The sequence below is a fragment of the Endozoicomonas sp. SESOKO1 genome (genome assembly GCF_024606265.1).
Classification (GTDB): domain Bacteria; phylum Pseudomonadota; class Gammaproteobacteria; order Pseudomonadales; family Endozoicomonadaceae; genus Endozoicomonas.
This window is the reverse complement of the sequence record NZ_JAHHPP010000211.1, coordinates 1-17,503: the sequence shown is the minus strand read 5'-3', so window position 1 is coordinate 17,503 and position 17,503 is coordinate 1. Positions and strand designations below refer to the sequence as shown.

14 protein-coding genes are annotated in these 17,503 nt (G+C 49.1%); 6 read left to right on the top strand and 8 right to left on the bottom strand.

What is annotated here, in order from left to right; all coding sequences use genetic code 11:
* Positions 1 to 253: 253 nt before the first annotated feature.
* The gene (locus tag KDK13_RS09825) at positions 254 to 1,111 is read right to left on the bottom strand and encodes a 5'-3' exonuclease H3TH domain-containing protein (protein WP_257284802.1); all 858 of its coding nucleotides are present in this window, start codon (positions 1,109 to 1,111) and stop codon (positions 254 to 256) included.
* 154 nt (positions 1,112 to 1,265) lie between these two features.
* Between KDK13_RS09825 and KDK13_RS09820 the strand changes: the two genes are divergently transcribed.
* The gene (locus tag KDK13_RS09820) at positions 1,266 to 2,474 is read left to right on the top strand and encodes an O-succinylhomoserine sulfhydrylase (protein WP_257284801.1); all 1,209 of its coding nucleotides are present in this window, start codon (positions 1,266 to 1,268) and stop codon (positions 2,472 to 2,474) included.
* Between the two features lie 209 nt (positions 2,475 to 2,683).
* On the opposite strand, the gene acnB is transcribed toward KDK13_RS09820, so the two are convergent.
* Both acnB and ppnN read right to left on the bottom strand, forming a co-directional pair.
* Positions 2,684 to 5,275 carry a bifunctional aconitate hydratase 2/2-methylisocitrate dehydratase gene (gene acnB / locus KDK13_RS09815; protein WP_257284803.1) on the bottom strand — a complete coding sequence of 864 codons (2,592 nt, stop codon included), beginning with the start codon at positions 5,273 to 5,275 and terminating at the stop codon, positions 2,684 to 2,686.
* A 278-nt stretch (positions 5,276 to 5,553) separates the two neighbouring features.
* Positions 5,554 to 6,930 carry a nucleotide 5'-monophosphate nucleosidase PpnN gene (gene ppnN, locus KDK13_RS09810; RefSeq protein ID WP_257284800.1) on the bottom strand — a complete coding sequence of 459 codons (1,377 nt, stop codon included), beginning with the start codon at positions 6,928 to 6,930 and terminating at the stop codon, positions 5,554 to 5,556.
* Positions 6,931 to 7,291: 361 nt separating this feature from the next.
* On the opposite strand from ppnN, the gene yfcD reads away from it, so the two are divergent.
* Positions 7,292 to 7,831, top strand: a complete 540-nt coding sequence (gene yfcD / locus KDK13_RS09805; RefSeq protein WP_257284799.1) for an NUDIX hydrolase YfcD — start codon at positions 7,292 to 7,294, stop codon at positions 7,829 to 7,831.
* Positions 7,832 to 7,876: 45 nt separating this feature from the next.
* A complete protein-coding gene (locus KDK13_RS09800; RefSeq protein WP_257284798.1) occupies positions 7,877 to 8,491 on the top strand; it encodes a riboflavin synthase subunit alpha in 615 nt (204 codons plus the stop codon).
* A 396-nt stretch (positions 8,492 to 8,887) separates the two neighbouring features.
* On the opposite strand, the gene lon is transcribed toward KDK13_RS09800, so the two are convergent.
* Positions 8,888 to 11,305: an endopeptidase La gene (lon, locus tag KDK13_RS09795; protein WP_257284797.1), complete on the bottom strand. Its 2,418-nt coding sequence runs from the start codon at positions 11,303 to 11,305 to the stop codon at positions 8,888 to 8,890.
* Between the two features lie 555 nt (positions 11,306 to 11,860).
* Here lon and KDK13_RS09790 point away from each other — a divergent pair.
* Together KDK13_RS09790 and rarD are read left to right on the top strand one after the other, a co-directional pair.
* Positions 11,861 to 12,145, top strand: a complete 285-nt coding sequence (locus KDK13_RS09790; RefSeq protein ID WP_257284796.1) for a helix-hairpin-helix domain-containing protein — start codon at positions 11,861 to 11,863, stop codon at positions 12,143 to 12,145.
* A 300-nt stretch (positions 12,146 to 12,445) separates the two neighbouring features.
* Positions 12,446 to 13,417 (top strand): EamA family transporter RarD, encoded by a 972-nt coding sequence (gene rarD / locus KDK13_RS09785; RefSeq protein WP_257284795.1) that lies wholly within the window; start codon positions 12,446 to 12,448, stop codon positions 13,415 to 13,417.
* Between the two features lie 21 nt (positions 13,418 to 13,438).
* Here rarD and KDK13_RS09780 read toward each other — a convergent pair whose 3' ends face one another.
* Together KDK13_RS09780 and KDK13_RS09775 are read right to left on the bottom strand one after the other, a co-directional pair.
* Positions 13,439 to 13,645 (bottom strand): hypothetical protein, encoded by a 207-nt coding sequence (locus KDK13_RS09780; RefSeq protein WP_257284794.1) that lies wholly within the window; start codon positions 13,643 to 13,645, stop codon positions 13,439 to 13,441.
* Entirely contained in the window at positions 13,642 to 13,935 is a 294-nt protein-coding gene (locus KDK13_RS09775) for a hypothetical protein (protein ID WP_257284793.1), read from the bottom strand. Before KDK13_RS09775 ends, KDK13_RS09780 begins: the two co-directional genes overlap by 4 nt.
* Before the next feature lie 165 nt (positions 13,936 to 14,100).
* Between KDK13_RS09775 and KDK13_RS09770 the strand changes: the two genes are divergently transcribed.
* Positions 14,101 to 16,191 (top strand): Sip1-related alpha-galactosidase, encoded by a 2,091-nt coding sequence (locus KDK13_RS09770; RefSeq protein WP_257284792.1) that lies wholly within the window; start codon positions 14,101 to 14,103, stop codon positions 16,189 to 16,191.
* Positions 16,192 to 16,250: 59 nt separating this feature from the next.
* Here the strand turns inward: KDK13_RS09770 and folD are convergent, their stop codons facing one another.
* Both folD and KDK13_RS09760 read right to left on the bottom strand, forming a co-directional pair.
* Positions 16,251 to 17,105, bottom strand: coding sequence for a bifunctional methylenetetrahydrofolate dehydrogenase/methenyltetrahydrofolate cyclohydrolase FolD (gene folD / locus KDK13_RS09765; protein ID WP_257284791.1), 855 nt, complete (start codon positions 17,103 to 17,105; stop codon positions 16,251 to 16,253).
* 196 nt (positions 17,106 to 17,301) lie between these two features.
* Positions 17,302 to 17,503 (bottom strand): hypothetical protein (locus tag KDK13_RS09760; protein WP_257284790.1); only part of this gene is annotated, 202 nt, incomplete at its 5' end.

The following is a 17,503-nucleotide window of genomic DNA, read 5'->3' as shown; positions in this document are numbered from 1 at the left end:
GGTGACGGACAATCCATTTAAACGCCCTGGTCCCACAACTTCGATCATCCTGCCTCGAACCCGATTCAGAATTGTTTTGTGGAGCCTGTCCAAGATTCCGAAGCTCAATGCATGAACCTGCTCGATCCATAATAACACTCCTGACTTAAAATTCTGGAAGATGGGACACTCTATAGATCAGCAGACTTGTAGATCAGTAAAAAGTTCACGTAGAAGCGATATTATGACCGGTTACTGCCGGTAACCCTTCATCTCACCAATGCCGTTTTTCCGGGTTTCGCGACAGTGTCGGGCCCAGTGTGGTTGCCTGACCCTGGGTTGTATCCTGGTAGCGAAGGTCTTTTAAGCTCAACCCTAACTCCACATCATATTGTAACGTTGCCAAACGTACCGATAACTCCGCTTGTTCCCTCTGCGCCAACACCTTTTTCAGTGCTCCTTTCACCTTTTCCCCATGTTCCTCTTCAGGTTCGAATATCGCTCGTAAGCTACCAAACCGCTTAATCAGCTCCGACGCACCTTTCTTTCCTACGCCCTCCACGCCGGGAATATCTCCAACGCCTGCAATACCCCAGTAGTCCAGTAACTGTTCTGGGGGCATTCCATACTCTGTGCAAACAGAAGCACGGTCAACATTCTCTTTCTGGAAATGATCCCGCTGTACGACCAGTGACGAATGCAGCAGTTGCCGATAGGCCTTGTCCGTTGACAGAATCACCGTTTTGACATTGGCGGTAATGGCCTTGTGGGTAATGGCACCAATCACGTCATCAGCTTCTATGCCATTGCGCCGAAACGTCATTATCCCCATCTGGCGGAAAGCATTATTGAATTCAACCAGCCTCTGGCGCAGGCACACCGGCATCGGCTTACGCTGCGCTTTATACTCTGGCAGAAGCTGGTGTCTCCAGGTAGGAGGATCGCCATCAAAGACCATCAGAATATGACTTGGGTTGCACTCTTTGATGGCTCTTTGTACGGACGACAGTGTTGCAGATAATGCACCATCCACCTGTTGGTTTTCATCGGCCTGAGGTTCCCTTGAGGGGATTGCCGCATGGATGCGGCGTATCAGGTTAAGAGCATCAATCAGTAGCAGCGTTGGTGCCATATTATCGGTTGATTCCAGTGGTGGAGGTTGGCTTTTGACAATGATAACGGAAATTTGCTCAAAGCATCCTGTGGATTTGTTCTGTGTTCTGGTATCTTAACGGACTGGCATAGGTACAAATTACAAAATAATACGCGGTAATTCAGGAAGTTCCATGAATAATCATGATTTGACTGAGTCTCTTGCATTTGCAACTCAGTCCATCCGTGCAGGTTCGTTTCGCAGTGGTCAGCGTGAGCATAGCGAAGCCATTTATCTGAGTTCAAGTTTTGTCTATGACAGTGCTGCCCAGGCTCAGGCTGTGTTTGCAGGGGATGAGCCAGGTAACGTCTATTCCCGTTATACCAACCCTTCACTACAGATGCTGGAAGCGCGCATGGCGGTGCTGGAAGGCTGTGAGGTTGACGACGAGATTACCGCCTGTGCAACGGCTTCTGGCATGGCCGCGATTCTTGGCGCCGGTATGTCCCTGCTGAAAAGTGGTGACCATGTCATTTGTTCCCGCAATGTATTTGGCACCACATTTACCATCTTTGCGAAGTACTTTGAAAAATTCGGTGTAAAAACCACATTTGTTGATCTGGTGGATTATCAACAGTGGCGTGAGGCGATGACACCGGAGACCCGCCTTCTATTTCTGGAAACCCCTTCGAATCCATTGAGTGAGGTTGCTGATCTTGAGCTGCTGGCGGAGATTGCCCACAGTAACAACGCCTTGCTTATGGTGGATAACTGCTTCTGTACGCCAGCCCTGCAACGCCCACTCGCTTTTGGTGCTGACCTGGTGGTGCATTCGGCCACAAAATACATTGATGGTCAGGGACGCTGCCTCGGTGGCATGGTCGTTGGCAGGAAACAGCTCGTAGATGAAGTTCACTTATGGCAGCGGGCTGCAGGGGCAACCATGAGTCCTTTCAATGCCTGGGTGTTTTATAAAGGGTTGGAGACCCTTTCTGTGCGTATGGACGCCCATTGTCGTAACGCTTCGGAATTGGCGTGCTGGCTCAGTCAGCATCCGGCTGTGGAGCGTGTCCATTATACCGGGTTAAGTTCCCATCCGGGCCATGAACTGGCCAGAAAACAGCAGCAAGGGTTTGGTGGTGTGCTGGCCTTTGAGGTGAAAGGCGGCCGGGAGTCGGCCTGGAAAGTTATTGACCGGGTTCAGATTATGTCCCGTACTGCCAATCTGGGGGATACCCGGACGACCATCACCCATCCGGCAACAACAACCCATTGCCGTTTGTCCGATGAAGACAAATTGAAGTCAGGCATTACAGAAAGTCTGGTGCGTATTGCGGTTGGTCTGGAGAATATAGAGGACCTGAAAGCCGATCTGGAAAAGGGACTCGGGCAGTTGTTGTAAGACCAGTGTGTTGCTGTCCAGGGATGGTGCTTTTAATAGGAACAAATAAAAACAAAGCTGGAACCATCATTTATGAACTCAACGTTGCAGAATTCTCTGAACGCACTGTCTGGTGTTATTCGGGGGAAAGACCGGGAACTTCGGTTGGCGCTGTGTTGTATGTTAGCCCCTGAAAACAGGGGCTTTTGTCTCTATTAAAAAGGGATTTATCAGCTGGCTTTGGCGATGATATCGTCAGCGGCCTTCTGATAAGACTCTACCTGGTCGAAATTGAGATAGCGATAGACGTCACCGGCCATGGCATCCAGGTTGCTGGCGTATGCCATATACTCTGCCACGGTTGGGATTTTTCCAAGAATGGCACCGACAGATGCCAGTTCAGCGGAGCAGAGGTACACGTTAGCGCCATCCCCCAGGCGGTTAGGGAAGTTACGGGTAGAGGTAGAGAGTACCGTTGCGCCCGGCTCTACCCGTGCCTGGTTACCCATGCACAGTGAGCAGCCGGGGATTTCGGTCCGTACACCATTGTCGTTATAGATGTTGTAATAGCCTTCCTCTTCCAGTTGGGCCTTGTCCATTTTGGTGGGCGGCGACATCCAGAAGCGGGTCTTCAGCGGATCACGGTTCTGTTCCAGTAATTTCCCGGCAGCACGGAAGTGGCCGATATTGGTCATACAGGAGCCCAGGAACACTTCATCGACCTTGTCACCGGCAACATCCGACAGTGTACGGGCATCGTCCGGATCGTTTGGCGCACAGAGAATAGGCTCCCTGATGTCCGCCAGATCGATTTCGATCACCTCGGCGTATTCTGCATCGGCATCCGCACGCATCATGACTGGATTAGCCAGCCACTCTTCCATCTTGCGGGCACGGCGCTCCAGGGTCCGGGCATCACCATAACCTTCGCTGATCATCCAGCGCAGCATGGTGACGTTGGACTTCAGGTATTCGGTGATGGACTCTTCAGACAGGGTGATGGTACAGCCAGCAGCAGAACGCTCAGCAGAAGCATCAGACAGCTCGAAGGCCTGTTCAACGGTGAGGTTTTCCAGCCCTTCAATTTCCAGAACACGGCCAGAGAAGGCATTCTTCTTACCTTTTTTCTCAACGGTCAGCAGGCCCTGCTTGATGCCGTAGAGTGGAATGGCGTGCACCAGATCACGAAGGGTGATGCCAGGCTGCATTTCACCCTTGAAACGAACCAGCACAGACTCAGGCATATCCAGCGGCATAACACCGGTTGCCGCGGCAAATGCCACCAGGCCGGAACCGGCAGGGAAAGAGATACCCAGTGGGAAACGGGTGTGGGAGTCACCGCCAGTACCCACGGTATCGGGCAGCAGCATGCGGTTCAGCCAGCTGTGGATGATGCCGTCACCGGGACGCAGGGCAACGCCACCACGGTTCATGATGAAGTCCGGCAGGGTGTGGTGAGTTTCCACGTCTACTGGCTTTGGATAGGCCGCCGTGTGACAGAAAGACTGCATGACCAGGTCTGAAGAGAAGCCCAGACAGGCCAGGTCCTTCAATTCATCACGGGTCATCGGGCCAGTGGTGTCCTGAGAGCCGACAGTGGTCATTTTGGGTTCACAGTACTGACCAGGACGAACGCCGGTAACACCGCAGGCTTTGCCGACCATCTTCTGGGCCAGGGTAAAACCATGGGTTGACTCTTTGGGTGGCTGCGGGCGGCGGAATATGTCGGAATGGCCCAGGTCCAGTGCTTCGCGCGCCTTGTCAGTCAGACCACGGCCGATGATCAGGTTGATACGGCCACCGGCCTGCACTTCGTCAAGAATAACGTCGGATTTGAAGGTGAACTCAGACAGCACTTCCCCGGACTCAGAGAGAATCTTGCCATCGTAGGGGCGAATCTCGATCACATCCCCCATATTCAGCTGATCCACCGGAGCTTCAAACACCAGGGCACCGGCATCTTCCATGGTGTTGAAGAAAATAGGGGCGACCTTGCTGCCGATGCAGATACCTCCGGCTCTCTTATTGGGTACACCGGGGATATCATCACCAAAGAACCAAAGCACCGAGTTGGTGGCAGACTTACGGGAAGAGCCGGTACCAACCACGTCACCCACAAATGCAACCGGCAGACCTTTGCTTTTGATGGCTTCAATTTGCTTCAGCGGGCCGGTAACGCCGTGCTCTTCAGGCTCAAGACCATCCCGGGTCATCTTGTAGGCGGCACGGGCGTGCAGAGGAATATCCGGGCGGGACCAGGCATCCGGGGCCGGGGACAGATCATCGGTATTGGTTTCACCGGTCACCTTGAATACCGCGACCTTGATGCTTTCGGGCACGGCATCGCGTCGGGTGAACCATTCTGCATCAGCCCAGGATTTAAGCACGGCCTGGGCATTGGCGTTGCCAGCTTTGGCTTTTTCTTCCACATCGTGGAAGGAGTCGAACACCAGCAGGGTGTTTTTCAGCTGCTCAGCGGCAAGCTCACCCAGCTCAGTGCTGTCCAGAAGGGCAATCAGGGGTTCAATATTGTAACCACCCAGCATCATGCCCAGCAGTTCAACGGCTTTCTTATGGTCAACCAATGGTGATTCAGCTTCGCCCTTGACGATAGCGGAAAGAAATCCGGCTTTTACATAGGCTGCTTCATCAACACCGGGAGGAATGCGATGTTCAAGGAGGTCAAGAATGTATTGTTCTTCACCGGCGGGTGGATTTTTCAGCAGTTCAACCAGGCCTGACACCTGTTCTGCATTCAGTGGCTTTGGTGGGACACCTTCTTGGGCACGCTCTTTGACGTGTTTTCTGTAGGTTTCTAACACGAGTTCTACCCTCATCATCTGTGGCAGGCTCTTGGGCGATCCTTCGACAAACCATTATGATCTTATTGGTCCGTCAGATGTTCCAAGCAAATCTTAACCATTAGCACTGGTGGCGCGGGCAGTATAGCGAAAGGTGCTTTTCAAGTTAAGTAAAGACCGTAATAGCCACTATTTTTTCTGTGAATGTTTTTCTGTGAATGGCAGTTTCTGTATTTGTCATTTATGCAGGCAGCGCCTGAAGCAGCCACAATGACCGTTTCAGGCGGGATTGACCAGAGTCAGGATTCAATGATTTCGTAGCAGGGTTCGTAATGGCTTCCGGGCAGCTTCATCCGGTGCTGTGCAACAAACGACTGGAGAAGAGTATCTATTTGTTTCATCAATTCCGGTTCACCACTGAGCTGATAAGGGCCATGTTCACGAATCAGGTTAACACCGTCTTCCTTTATATTTCCCGCGACAATGCCGGACATCGCACGACGTAAGTTGGCTGCCAGCTGGTGGGCCGGGAGATTGCTGTGCAGTTCCAGATTGGCCATGTTCTGATGGGTCGGCTCAAAAGGCTGTTGGAATTCCTGGTCGATCGTTAACAGCCAGTTAAAGTAATAGGCGTCTCCATACTGACGACGGAAGCGTGTTACTTCTTCCAGCCCCTTTGCCATGACCGTTGCCACTTTTGCTGGATTATTGACGATGATTTGATATTTCTCCTGAGCCTGTTTTCCCAGTGTGTTGCCGATAAATTTGTCTATCTGTTTAAAATAAGCTTCTGACCCGGCGGGTCCTGTCAGGATCATGGTCAGGGGAATGTCTTTATTTTCCGGGTGCAGGAGAATGCCGATCAGGTAAAGAATCTCCTCACAGGTTCCCGGGCCACCAGGGAAGACGATAATCCCATGCCCCAGACGGACGAAAGCCTCCAGACGTTTTTCGATATCTGGCAGGATAATCAGCTCGTTGACGATGGGGTTGGGTGACTCGGCGGCGATGATGCCAGGCTCAGTCAAGCCAATAAAGCGACTATGACTGATACGCTGTTTGGCGTGCCCAATGTAGGCGCCCTTCATGGGGCCTTTCATGGCACCCGGACCACAGCCAGTACAGATATTCATTCTTCTGAGACCCAGCTGATAGCCTACCAGCTTTGTGTATTCATATTCATTGTGGCCAATGGAGTGGCCTCCCCAGCAGACAACAATATTGGGCGTCTGTTTTGTGATGAAAGCGTTGGCATTTCTAAGCACCTCAAACACCAGGTGAGTGATGTCTGTTGAGTCTGCGTGGCTGAAGCGTTTGTCGTGTGTGATCAAAGAAGAGACATACAGAATATCCCTGAGTACAGAAAACAGGTTTTCCCGAACACCCCGGATCAATTTCTTATCAACAAATGCAGAGGCGGGTGCATTGATCAGTTCGAGTTTCAGCCCACGGTGTTCCTGAACAATGCGGATATCAAATTCGGTATAGGTTTGTAACAGCTCTTCTGCGCTGTCACCTTCCATCTCATCACTTAACACCGCCAGGGCGCATTGGCGGAACAGCCGGTGCAGGCCAGCTTTGGTATTATCCTGAAGAATATTGACTTCGCGGCTGGACAGTACTCGCATGGAGCCAACTGGGTTAACAACGGCGGAGACTACATTAGTTTTGCTCATTATGCCCCCTTAGAGGATGGTGTTGGTGTCTGGCAGTATCTTTCCGGTGGTTCTGGTAGTTACAGATACTTGTCAGGACAAAGGTATATTTAACTGAATATCGGATCCTGTGGGTTGAAATCGAGTGGAAATTACAGTTTTAACTGGTTTGAGAACTGCATAATCTTACTACCATGAGCAAATTATACTGGTTTTATTCGCTTCTGATCAGTCTTGAAAAAATGATGCGACTCTGACAAGTTTGATCAGATGCCACAAACTCTTTTGCCTCTTTCTCGAATTTTTCTGTTTTCGATCGCGAATAGCTTAATATAAGATGTTGCCACAATAACAAATGAAAGACAGATAACAGGAGAGTTCGATGCCTGGCCAGCAAGAGGTGGAAGCTTATGTGGAAGCACCTGTAGAAAGTGTGGTGGTGGTTGATGACCATAATTTTGTCCTTGGGTCGGTTCCCAGGGGGCAAATGAGAGAGGAAGCACTGTGCCACAGGGCAACCTATATTTTTGTCTTTAATTCAAAAGGGCAGCTTTATGTGCAGGAAAGGACCCTGAATAAGGATATATATCCCGGGTTTTTTGATCCTGCGACCGGAGGTGTTGTTACCGAAGGGGAAAGCTATGATCAGGCGGCTGAACGAGAGTTGGCCGAAGAACTCGGCGTTGCAGGAGTGCCGATCAATTCCCATTTTCATTTTTTCTTCCAGAATGATGACTGTCAGGTCTGGGGCAGGGTCTACAGCTGTTACTATGATGGTCCTCTGACCCTGCAGGAAGAGGAGGTTGCCAGTGTGGTGCTGGAGTCACCGGAAGAGGTGTTGTCTAATCGAAACCACCGGAATTATACGCCAGACAGTCTGGTTGCTCTTGAGAGACTGGTTCACTGTCTTAAAACATTCTGATGTATGCCAACTTTTTTTGGCGACTTTGGCAACGATAGGTAGTGTATGTTTACAGGTATTGTGAAGGGATTTTTTCCAGTTGGTCGAATTGAAAAGTTCAACGAACTGAACCGCATTACTGTGCTTTTGCCGTCCATATTGCTGGAAGGCCTCGAAACCGGAGCCAGTATTGCGGTGAATGGATGCTGTTTGACAGTTGCCGCGTTTGACCGGGAAAGTGCCACTTTCGATGTGATGAAAGAGACGCTGAGGGTGACTAACCTGGGGGCGCTGGAAGAAGGTGATAAAGTCAATATTGAAAGAGCCGCACGTTTTGGTGATGAAATTGGCGGGCATCTGCTCTCCGGTCATATTCACGATACGGTTGAGATTTGTGAAATCAAGCAGGAAGAAAACAATGTGACTGTGTTCTTTCAATTTTCACCTGAATGGAAAGACTATATCCTGCCTAAAGGCTATGTATCTTTAAATGGCTGTAGTCTGACTATTGGTGAGAAGGTTGAGGGAGGGCGCTTTTGTATCCACCTCATTCCGGAAACCCTGAGAATTACGTCATTTGGTACAGCCGAAGTTGGCGATAAAGTTAACCTGGAAATAGATAGCCAGACTCAGGCTATTGTCACTACGGTGAAGAGCTATCTGGAATCGGCCAGGTTATGACATGTGTCATGATATAGCTTTCTGGACCTTTTCATACCATCGCAGGATTGCATAGCTGGAGATGCAATCCTGCTGCCCTGTAGTGAACTTTTATGTAAGTGAGACGATGTTTTTGAAGCTGGTTAGTCCTGCTTCTTTTACTGGCATTATTTATATACTCTTTGTTGTGTGTCGTTGCCGTTTACATTCATATATTTTAACTATTTCAATAATCTTTAATATGCTTATTTTGTCTTGCATGTCATTTGAAAAAATTTGTTGTACGGCTCACAATAAACACGCTCACTAGCGTGTCCAAACGGGATTAGTTCCCGCTGCTATTGAAAGAGTGATTAAGAAAGCGCCACCCGAGTGGGTGGCGCTTTTTATCTACAGTAGTATGCGGTTTTACCTTTTTTACTTGCTTTTTCTGGCCGCTGGAAATGCAACCTTATATACATCGTCATACTGGCTGGAAAAATGAACAGAGATGCCTTCACGGATATAGTCCGGTAGCTCATCAAAGTCCCTCCTGTTATCTTCCGGTAGAATCAGGTTCATAATTCCCTGCCGCCGGGCAGCAATCACCTTTTCTCTAATACCTCCGACTGCCAGGACTCTGCCAGTGAGGGTCAGTTCTCCGGTCATTGCCAGGTTTTTCAGGGGTTTAATACCTCTGGCCAGAGAGATGAGAGCGGTTGTCATGGTTACACCGGCACTTGGGCCATCTTTCGGGGTGGCACCTTCCGGAACATGCAGGTGTATAAATGCTGTTTTCAGAAAGTCTTCCTTAATACCAAACTTTTTAGCGTGACTGGTTGTAAAACTGTAGGAGATTTCAGCCGATTCTTTCATTACCTCGCCCAGCTTGCCAGTCAGTTTAAAACCGGCCCTTTGCTGATGTATAAGGCAGGCTTCAACAGGAAGTGTGGCACCACCCATGGCGGTCCAGGCAAGCCCTGTGACTATGCCAACGCCTTCCATGGTTTTTTCTTTGCGAAAGTATGGCGCTCCGAGGAAGTCTTCCAGGTTTTTAGCCGAAACAGTCAGCTTGTTTTCATCATTTTCCAGGAATTTGACGACGACTTTCCGAATGATTTTTTGCAACAGCTTTTCAAAATGACGAACCCCCGCTTCCCGTGCGTAGCCATCAATAATTTTTCGGAAGATGGTATCTGATATTCTGAGTTGACTCTTTTTGAGCCCGGCTTTGTTCAGTTGTTTGGGCCATAAGTGGTTTTTGGCTATAGCCACCTTCTCTTCGGTGATGTAGCCGGAAAGCCTGATTACATCCATTCGATCAAGCAGTGGCCCCGGGATAGTATCTAACTGATTGGCTGTACAAATGAACAGCACCTTTGACAGATCAATTCTCATGTCCAGATAGTGGTCAAGAAACTCGGTATTTTGCTCCGGATCCAATACTTCAAGCAGTGCAGATGCGGGATCCCCCCGGAAGGATGCGCCAATTTTATCAATCTCATCAAGCATGATGACCGGGTTTGAGACTTCTACCTCCTTCAGTGCCTGAACCAGCTTACCGGGCAGTGCTCCAATATAAGTTCGACGATGTCCTTTAATCTCAGCTTCATCCCTCATTCCCCCCAGGCTGAAGCGGTAAAATTTACGGTCCAGCGCTTTGGCGACGGACTTGCCAATAGAGGTTTTGCCAACTCCGGGGGGGCCAACCAGCAGCATTATGGAGCCGGATACTTCTTTCCGGTAAGCCCCCACTGCCAGAAACTCAACAATGCGCTCTTTAACGTCCTCGAGACCATCATGGTCTGAGCTGAGTACCTTCCTTGCGTGATGAAGATCGAGATTATCATCAGAGTACAGGCCCCAGGGGACAGACGTTGCCCAATCCAGATAATTTCTGCAAATAGCGTATTCCGGAGAGCCGGTTTCCAGGATAGACAGCTTTTTCAGCTCGTCATCAATTTTGCCTTTTGCGGTTTTCGGAACAATCAGCCTTTCCAGCCTTTGCTCGAACTGTTCAATCTCGGCAGTTCGGTCATCTTTCGAGATACCCAGCTCTTTTTGAATAACTTTAAGCTGCTCTTTCAGGAAAAATTCGCGCTGATGATTACTGATTTTCCGATTAACTTCTGCATTGATTTCACTCTGGAGACGGGCGACTTCCTGCTCTTTTCGAATCAGTACCAGTACCTTTTCCATCCTGCGTTGAACAGGAATGGTTTCAAGCACTTCCTGAAGCTCCTGTCCGGGTGCTGTGGTGATGGCTGCGGCAAAATCTGCCAGGGGTGAGGGGTCTTTGGGGCTGAAGCGGTTCAGATAGTTTTTCAGCTCCTCGCTGTACAGAGGATTTAACGGGATAAGCTCTTTGATGGCCTGAATCAGGGCAAGAGCATAGGCTTTTACTTCATCGCTGTCGTCTTCGGGTGTTTCAACATAGTCCACCTGGACAAGATAGGGAGGTCGGCGGCGCAGCCACTGTCTTATTCTGAAGCGTTGCATTCCCAGGGCAATAAACTGAATCTGATCATTGTCTGAAACAATATTATGGATTTTGACAACGCATCCTACCTGGGGAAAGTCTTCCGGCGCGACATCTATGCCAGGCATTCGGCCAACAAAACTGAGACCAACTGCTTTGTGAGGGCTCTGACCAACACGTTGTAGAGTTTCTCCCCACTCCTGATTGCTGAATACTAACGGTTGTACCTGGGCGGGAAAGAAAGGGCGGTTCGAAACGGGGATCAGATAGAGTTTGTCCGGCAGTGCCTGGTGTGGAAGTACAAGTCCGGTGCTGGTTTGTTGGCTGTCTTCATCAACACTGATCGTTTCGGGGTTGGTTGGATCCTGGTCTGTCATAGTCTGTCTGCAAAAGATGGTTTAAGAAGAAAGTCCGGTTGGCAGGCTATTACGAAGGCATGGTGCGGCGGGCTTCGTGGAAGGTTCGGCTTACCCATTGCTCTGTGCTTCAACCTGGTCAGTTGTATTCTGGATATTCTATTTTGAGACTTATCCAGCAATTTCAATAGTCAATGTACTTAAGTATGGTTTAGATAGTCAGTATTGGTAATGGGAATATTGGACTGCTGACCAGTGGTGATGGATACGCTTGTAACGATTGCCCGTGATAATCCATGCTGATGAATCGATGACAACTTAATGACAACAAAGATGTGTTCAATCTTTTCCTGCGGGTGTGGTGCGAGTGTGGATTGGTGAGACGCCACCCAATCAATCTTTTAAAGAACAGGTTTCGGGGGTTGCTCCGGCTGCGTGATAATTTGATCCATTTGTCTGCCCACGAATTTTTGCCTTGCAGTTGTCTCTCGCATTGCCTTGAATGTTCTTAAGGATGACTTATTCAACTAAGCCGTCCAAGGGTAAACAATGTATCAATGTTAAGGAGTTATTGATATGGATATAAAAACCGTTGTCTTTCTATGCGCATCTTTTTTCAGTATTTCTGTATTTGGGGCTGACCAGAAAGCCCGGTCTGGCGTTCAGCAAGTTAATGTGAATCAGGCAACCATGGAACAGCTGGATAAAGGACTTCTCGGGGTTGGGCCACGTATCGCAATGGAAATTGTCAAGTATCGTGACCAACATGGCCCTTATCAGAGCTTTGATGATCTGGATAAGGTTAAATACGTTGGCAGCAGAATGCTGGATAAAAATAAAAAACGAATAGTTTTTGATTGATCTGTCTGTCAGGAAAGCCTGAACTTAGTTCAGGCTTCCTCAGATCACTTTTTGTCTTCCTCCCAGTGGCTTGATAAATGGTGGATAACCCCTATCCATTCACGTCTTTATCGCTTAATCATGTACAGGATAATGTCGCCACCAGAGCACACATTCCCAAGGCTGCAGAGCCTGGGGGACTTGGCTATGTACAGTAATTATTCGTATATTTATTGGTTAATCACACTTCAATATGATATTTAGCGGCCAGGGTTGTGTTTCGTTGTTTTACAATGGCCGCGATATTTATTATCTGAATGAATGTGTGTTTTTCTTACCGGCTCCGGGGATGCCATGGGCCTGATGTGGGGGATTTTTGTGAGGGACTCAGGAATACAGTCTGGCCTGACATTTGCTGTTGGGGCATTCGCTTTATGGGGGTTGATCCCCATCTATTTCAAAACTCTGGAACAGGTACCTCCTTTGGAAGTGCTTGCTCATCGGGTTTTCTGGTCATCACTTTTGCTGGTTTGCTTTTTATCTTTTCGCCATAAACTGAAGGGAATTCTTGAAATAATAAAGTCGCCCGGGATATTGGGTTGGTTGGCCCTGTCGTCACTGTTTATTGCTGGAAATTGGCTGTGTTTTATCTGGGGAGTTACCAATGACAGGATTCTTGAAACCAGCCTCGGTTATTACATTAACCCGCTGATCAGTGTTTTTTTTGGCTACTGTTTTCTTGGAGAACGCCTGACCCGATACCAGATGCTGGCGGTACTGATTGCCGCAGCAGCAGTATCAATGCAGATTTTTTTGCTGGGTAAACTGCCCTGGGTCGCTTTTGTACTGGCTCTGTGTTTCGCGTTTTATGGCTTGATCCGTAAACGAATCAATGTAGATGCAACCACCGGGCTTGCTATTGAGACATTACTGATGATGCCGCCTGCAGTGTTCTATTTCCTGTGGCTGACAGGCAATGATTTGCACGCCTTCCGTTTTTCCGATCCGGATACCAGTCTTCTCCTTGCCCTGGCCGGGTTTGTGACCACGATACCCCTGGTATTTTTCAATATGGCTACTCAAAAGCTGTCGTTGACTGTTTTGGGCATCATGCAGTACCTGGCGCCGTCGATTTCATTTCTGGTTGGTGTGACCATTTATAATGAGCCGCTGGGTGTAGTACAGATCGGTACTTTTGGCCTGATATGGATTGCATTGGTCATTTTTACGCTGGATGGCCTGTTTCGACATAAACGACAGCGTGGTCGGTTGCAAGCCACGCTCACTGAGTAGATCTGGTTAACTGCCAGGCTATCAGGGATGTCTTTTTTTTCTACTTTTCTGGATAGAGGTTTTTGAACGGGCTTTCTTGACGGGGAGCAAGAGCGCCTGTTCTCTGGGCAACACCCGGTAAATCTGTCGATAGTACTCTTTTTCAAGGTCAACTGGGGTCTCGGGAAGGGTCACCATACCCATCTGTCTGAGATAGGCTTCCATGCTGCTGAGTGAGGGTTTGTTCATTGAATGAGTCCTGGATAATTCTGACATGCATAGTAATGAAGACCAATGATGTCGGCAGCTGGGTTTATTCCATTAAACCGGGTGCCGACATGAATCGCTAAGTGGTAAGCATACAGTATGCCATTTTTTTGACGATGCGGTTTTATCTCGTTTTTATCTGGCGCAATTTCCCTGCTGATGCCTTGCTGGCTGAAATTCTGATGGCTGAAATTCCCTGCAGTTGACAAAGGGCATAATGGTTTTTGCGTGTGCCATTGGTGGAAAGTGTTACCTTCTGGTTGGGTTTTCACCTGCGGGTAACAGATCTATGGATTTCCATAATCTGTCAATTACGAGAATCCATCCTTAACAGCTGAAAAATCTATTTTTATATTTTCACTGCCGTATATCCTTTTTTAGGAAATACTGTACACCAGTGATGAAATCCTTTGTTCCATGATGCATTTGAGGCAGTTATGTACGCTCTTCGTGAAAAAAACCAGACGGTAAACCTCTATTGTGATCAGAGTCCGGTATGGCACGGTATCTGTGTCTGTGCGCATTTGGATAATGACGATAAGTATGTTCTGACCTGGTCAGAGCAGGCTGGAGCATTCGTTCATGAGGACTGGTTGTCTGTCAGGTTGTCACTGAAAACAGTGGGAAAGCAATTACTGGTGTCGCTGGATGCGCAGATCAATAAAGGCATCAGTTGGCCCGGGCGAAGCTGGCATCCTCAATATGCCGTCAGGATTAGTATCAACTCGCTGGGCGATCTTTGTGGACTGTGCGCTCATTACCTCTATAACAGCTGGTGGACAAGGCCTCATTTTGATCGAGCACTGAATAACCTGCCGGAGAAAACGCAATCTCTATTGTACGGAGTTGAAGCCGGGTACCACCACCTGCTTGCTGTATGCGACGAGCAAGTTCGCTGTGAATTCCAGGGAGGCGAACCGGAAGGGGTGGAACTGGTATCTGGTCCCGCTAAGTCAGGGGTAAGAGAGTTTTCTGGTCTTATCTCAATTTTTGGCACTGGTTCCGATCCCTTCCAGTTAATTAATGACAATGTGCAGCAGGGGCGTGACCATTTAGCACATTACTCCAGGCCAAGGGATCAGCGCACTCTGCCTGAGGTATTTAAATACCTTGGTTGGTGCAGTTGGGATGCCTGTTATCTTGATGTCAATGAAGACGCTGTCATCGCTAAAGCCCGGGAGTTTCAATCCAAGGGTGTTCCCCTGAAATGGATGCTTGTTGATGACGGCTGGTCTGAAGAGAAAGAGCGTCGGCTATTGTCATGGCAGGAAGATCGGGCGAAGTTTCCCGCTGGCCTGGCAGGCTTGAAACAGGCGCTTAAGGAGAGCTACGGTATTCCCTGGATGGGAGTGTGGCATGCCCTGACCGGCCAGTGGGAGGGGATTGATGCAGAAGCCAGTTTTCCTGTTCCTCTGGATGAGCTGGACTCAGCAAGAAGTTTGCCCCCAACCTCAGAAGGGGATGCATTTCGCTTCTGGCATGGCTGGCACGATTATCTGGCCCGGCAGGGCGTTGATTTCATCAAAGTCGATGTTCAAAGTAACCTTGCCAATCACTATAAATACCGGGATTTCCCGGGGAAAGTTTCCCGGGTAGCGCATCAGGCGCTTGAAGCCTCAGCAGGGCTTCATTTTATCGGACAATTGATCAACTGTATGGGAATGGCCAGTGACCAGCTTTGGAACCGGCCTTCATCTGCCCTTGCTCGTAACAGCGATGATTTTTTTCCCAAAAAAAGCGGTAATCTTCAGGAACATGCCCTTCAGAATGCCTATAACGCCGTGTTTCATGATGCCTTTTTTATAGGTGACTGGGATATGTGGTGGACCATTCATGAAGACTCTGATGCCCATGCGCTGCTCAGGGCGGTGAGTGGCGGGCCAATTTATACCAGCGATCCGGTTGGGCAGACCGATGGGGAGCAACTGATGAGGCTGGTGTTTAATGATGGCCTGGTTGTTCGCTGTGACCAGCAGGGAAAGGTGGCTCGAGAGCAATTATTTGAAAATCCCCTCTATTCCGGGAAATTACTCCAAGTGACCAATCGGATCGGGGCGGTAGGCGTTCTGGCCTTATTTAATATCGCTGAAGATCACCAGCCGATTACTGAACTTATCACTTCAACACCCCTGGAAAATGACAGTGGCGAATGGCTGGTATACTGGCCGACTCGACGGCAGTGCTTCAGCCATTCTGAAATACCTGAAATGCGCCTGGCGCAGAATGGATCAGATCTGCTGCTGTTCCATCCCGGGGAGTCATTAGTCTGCCTCGGTTTGGAAGATAAGATTCTGCCGACCTGTGCGGTTCTTGATCAGGTGGTTTTCTGGAAAGACGGTGGTGTGCGCCTTGAAAGCCGACTCCGACAGGGCGGCAGGCTGTTAATTTACAGTGAGTATCCGCTTTTGGAGGTGCAAATCAATGGACAGGATTATGAATGGGAGGAGTCTGGTAATATTTACCTGATTAATTGCTCTGAGTGGGACGATGAAATTTTTCTGGAATGCCTGGCCAATCTGAATTCGTAAGAACGTAGGCCGACAGTGCAGTAAAGCTGCCGGTCCAGACCGCTAACGCGCTTCTCAGTTCAGTGGTGCAGATGATCTGCCGCATATAGTGTGTTCTCCAGAAGTGTTGCCACGGTCATCGGGCCAACACCACCAGGAACCGGAGTAATCCATGATGCCCTTTCTTTGGCTGCATCAAACTCCACATCACCAGCCAGTCGGCCGTCATCCATCCGGTTGATACCAATATCAATAACCACGGCTCCGGGCTTTACCCAGGCGCCTTTAACCAGACCGGGCTTGCCAGCACCAACCACCAGAATATCCGCCCGGGCCACTTCGGCGGCCAGGTCCTCAGTAAAGCGATGAGTGGTGGTTGTGGTGCAACCTGCCAGCAGCAGTTCCATGGTCATTGGTCGACCCACAATATTGGAAGCTCCGACAATAACCGCATTCTTGCCACGAATGGGTTGGCCTGTGCTTTCCAGCAGACTCATAACCCCTTTTGGAGTGCATGGTCGCAACAGTGGGATACGCTGAACCAGTCTGCCAATGTTGTAGGGGTGAAAGCCATCGACATCTTTATCCGGGCGGATACGCTCAATCACCAGTTCGCTGTTGATATGCTCAGGCAGCGGTAATTGTACAAGAATACCGTCGATTTCCGGGTCATCATTCAGGCGGTCGATTAATGACAGCAGATGCTGTTCGCTGGTGGAGGCTGGCAGGTCGTGGGATATGGATTTGAAACCCACCCGTTCACAGTCCTGTCTTTTCTTTCCCACATAAACCCTGGAAGCAGGGTCATCGCCAATCAGGATAACTGCCAGTCCCGGAGCCCTGAGACCCTGTGAAGTTCTTTTTTTAACCTGTTCTGCGATAGAGTCGGTCAGTTGCAGGGCAATGGCTTTGCCATCAATAATTTTTGCTGTCATATGTGAAGCCTGTTGCTGACAATATAGGATGATTGGCGAATTGAAAATGATCGTTAGTTTAACAGCGCCGGTGCATTGTTGACATAACCGCCTCGGCTAAAGCCAGCGCATTTATCTCTTGTTCAACCTGTAGAGACTCTGTTGGATATAAAAGATGGGCGCGGTGGTATTTTTTCAGCCAGATTGATATGCTGATTCAGTCTAAGTGATGCCATGTATTGTCTGGATGACAATGTGGATCAAAAAATGCATATGGCAATTGACGTGAGCCATGCATGTGAGTAGTATTCGTCGCCGTTGACCAGCAGAACTTTTCGGACTTTTCTGAATTGGCTGGAAAATATTCGGGGTATAGCGCAGTCTGGTAGCGCGCCTGCTTTGGGAGCAGGATGTCGGGA

Excerpts from the sequence above, each read along its gene's own strand:
- KDK13_RS09770 (WP_257284792.1), top strand. The coding sequence starts at position 14,101 with ATGTACGCTCTTCGTGAAAAAAACCAGACGGTAAACCTCTATTGTGAT.
- ppnN (WP_257284800.1), bottom strand. The coding sequence starts at position 6,930 with ATGAGCAAAACTAATGTAGTCTCCGCCGTTGTTAACCCAGTTGGCTCC.
- lon (WP_257284797.1), bottom strand. The coding sequence starts at position 11,305 with ATGACAGACCAGGATCCAACCAACCCCGAAACGATCAGTGTTGATGAA.
- yfcD (WP_257284799.1), top strand. The coding sequence starts at position 7,292 with ATGCCTGGCCAGCAAGAGGTGGAAGCTTATGTGGAAGCACCTGTAGAA.
- KDK13_RS09825 (WP_257284802.1), bottom strand. The coding sequence starts at position 1,111 with ATGGCACCAACGCTGCTACTGATTGATGCTCTTAACCTGATACGCCGC.
- KDK13_RS09780 (WP_257284794.1), bottom strand. The coding sequence starts at position 13,645 with ATGAACAAACCCTCACTCAGCAGCATGGAAGCCTATCTCAGACAGATG.
- rarD (WP_257284795.1), top strand. The coding sequence starts at position 12,446 with ATGTGTGTTTTTCTTACCGGCTCCGGGGATGCCATGGGCCTGATGTGG.
- KDK13_RS09790 (WP_257284796.1), top strand. The coding sequence starts at position 11,861 with ATGGATATAAAAACCGTTGTCTTTCTATGCGCATCTTTTTTCAGTATT.
- KDK13_RS09800 (WP_257284798.1), top strand. The coding sequence starts at position 7,877 with ATGTTTACAGGTATTGTGAAGGGATTTTTTCCAGTTGGTCGAATTGAA.
- KDK13_RS09820 (WP_257284801.1), top strand. The coding sequence starts at position 1,266 with ATGAATAATCATGATTTGACTGAGTCTCTTGCATTTGCAACTCAGTCC.
- folD (WP_257284791.1), bottom strand. The coding sequence starts at position 17,105 with ATGACAGCAAAAATTATTGATGGCAAAGCCATTGCCCTGCAACTGACC.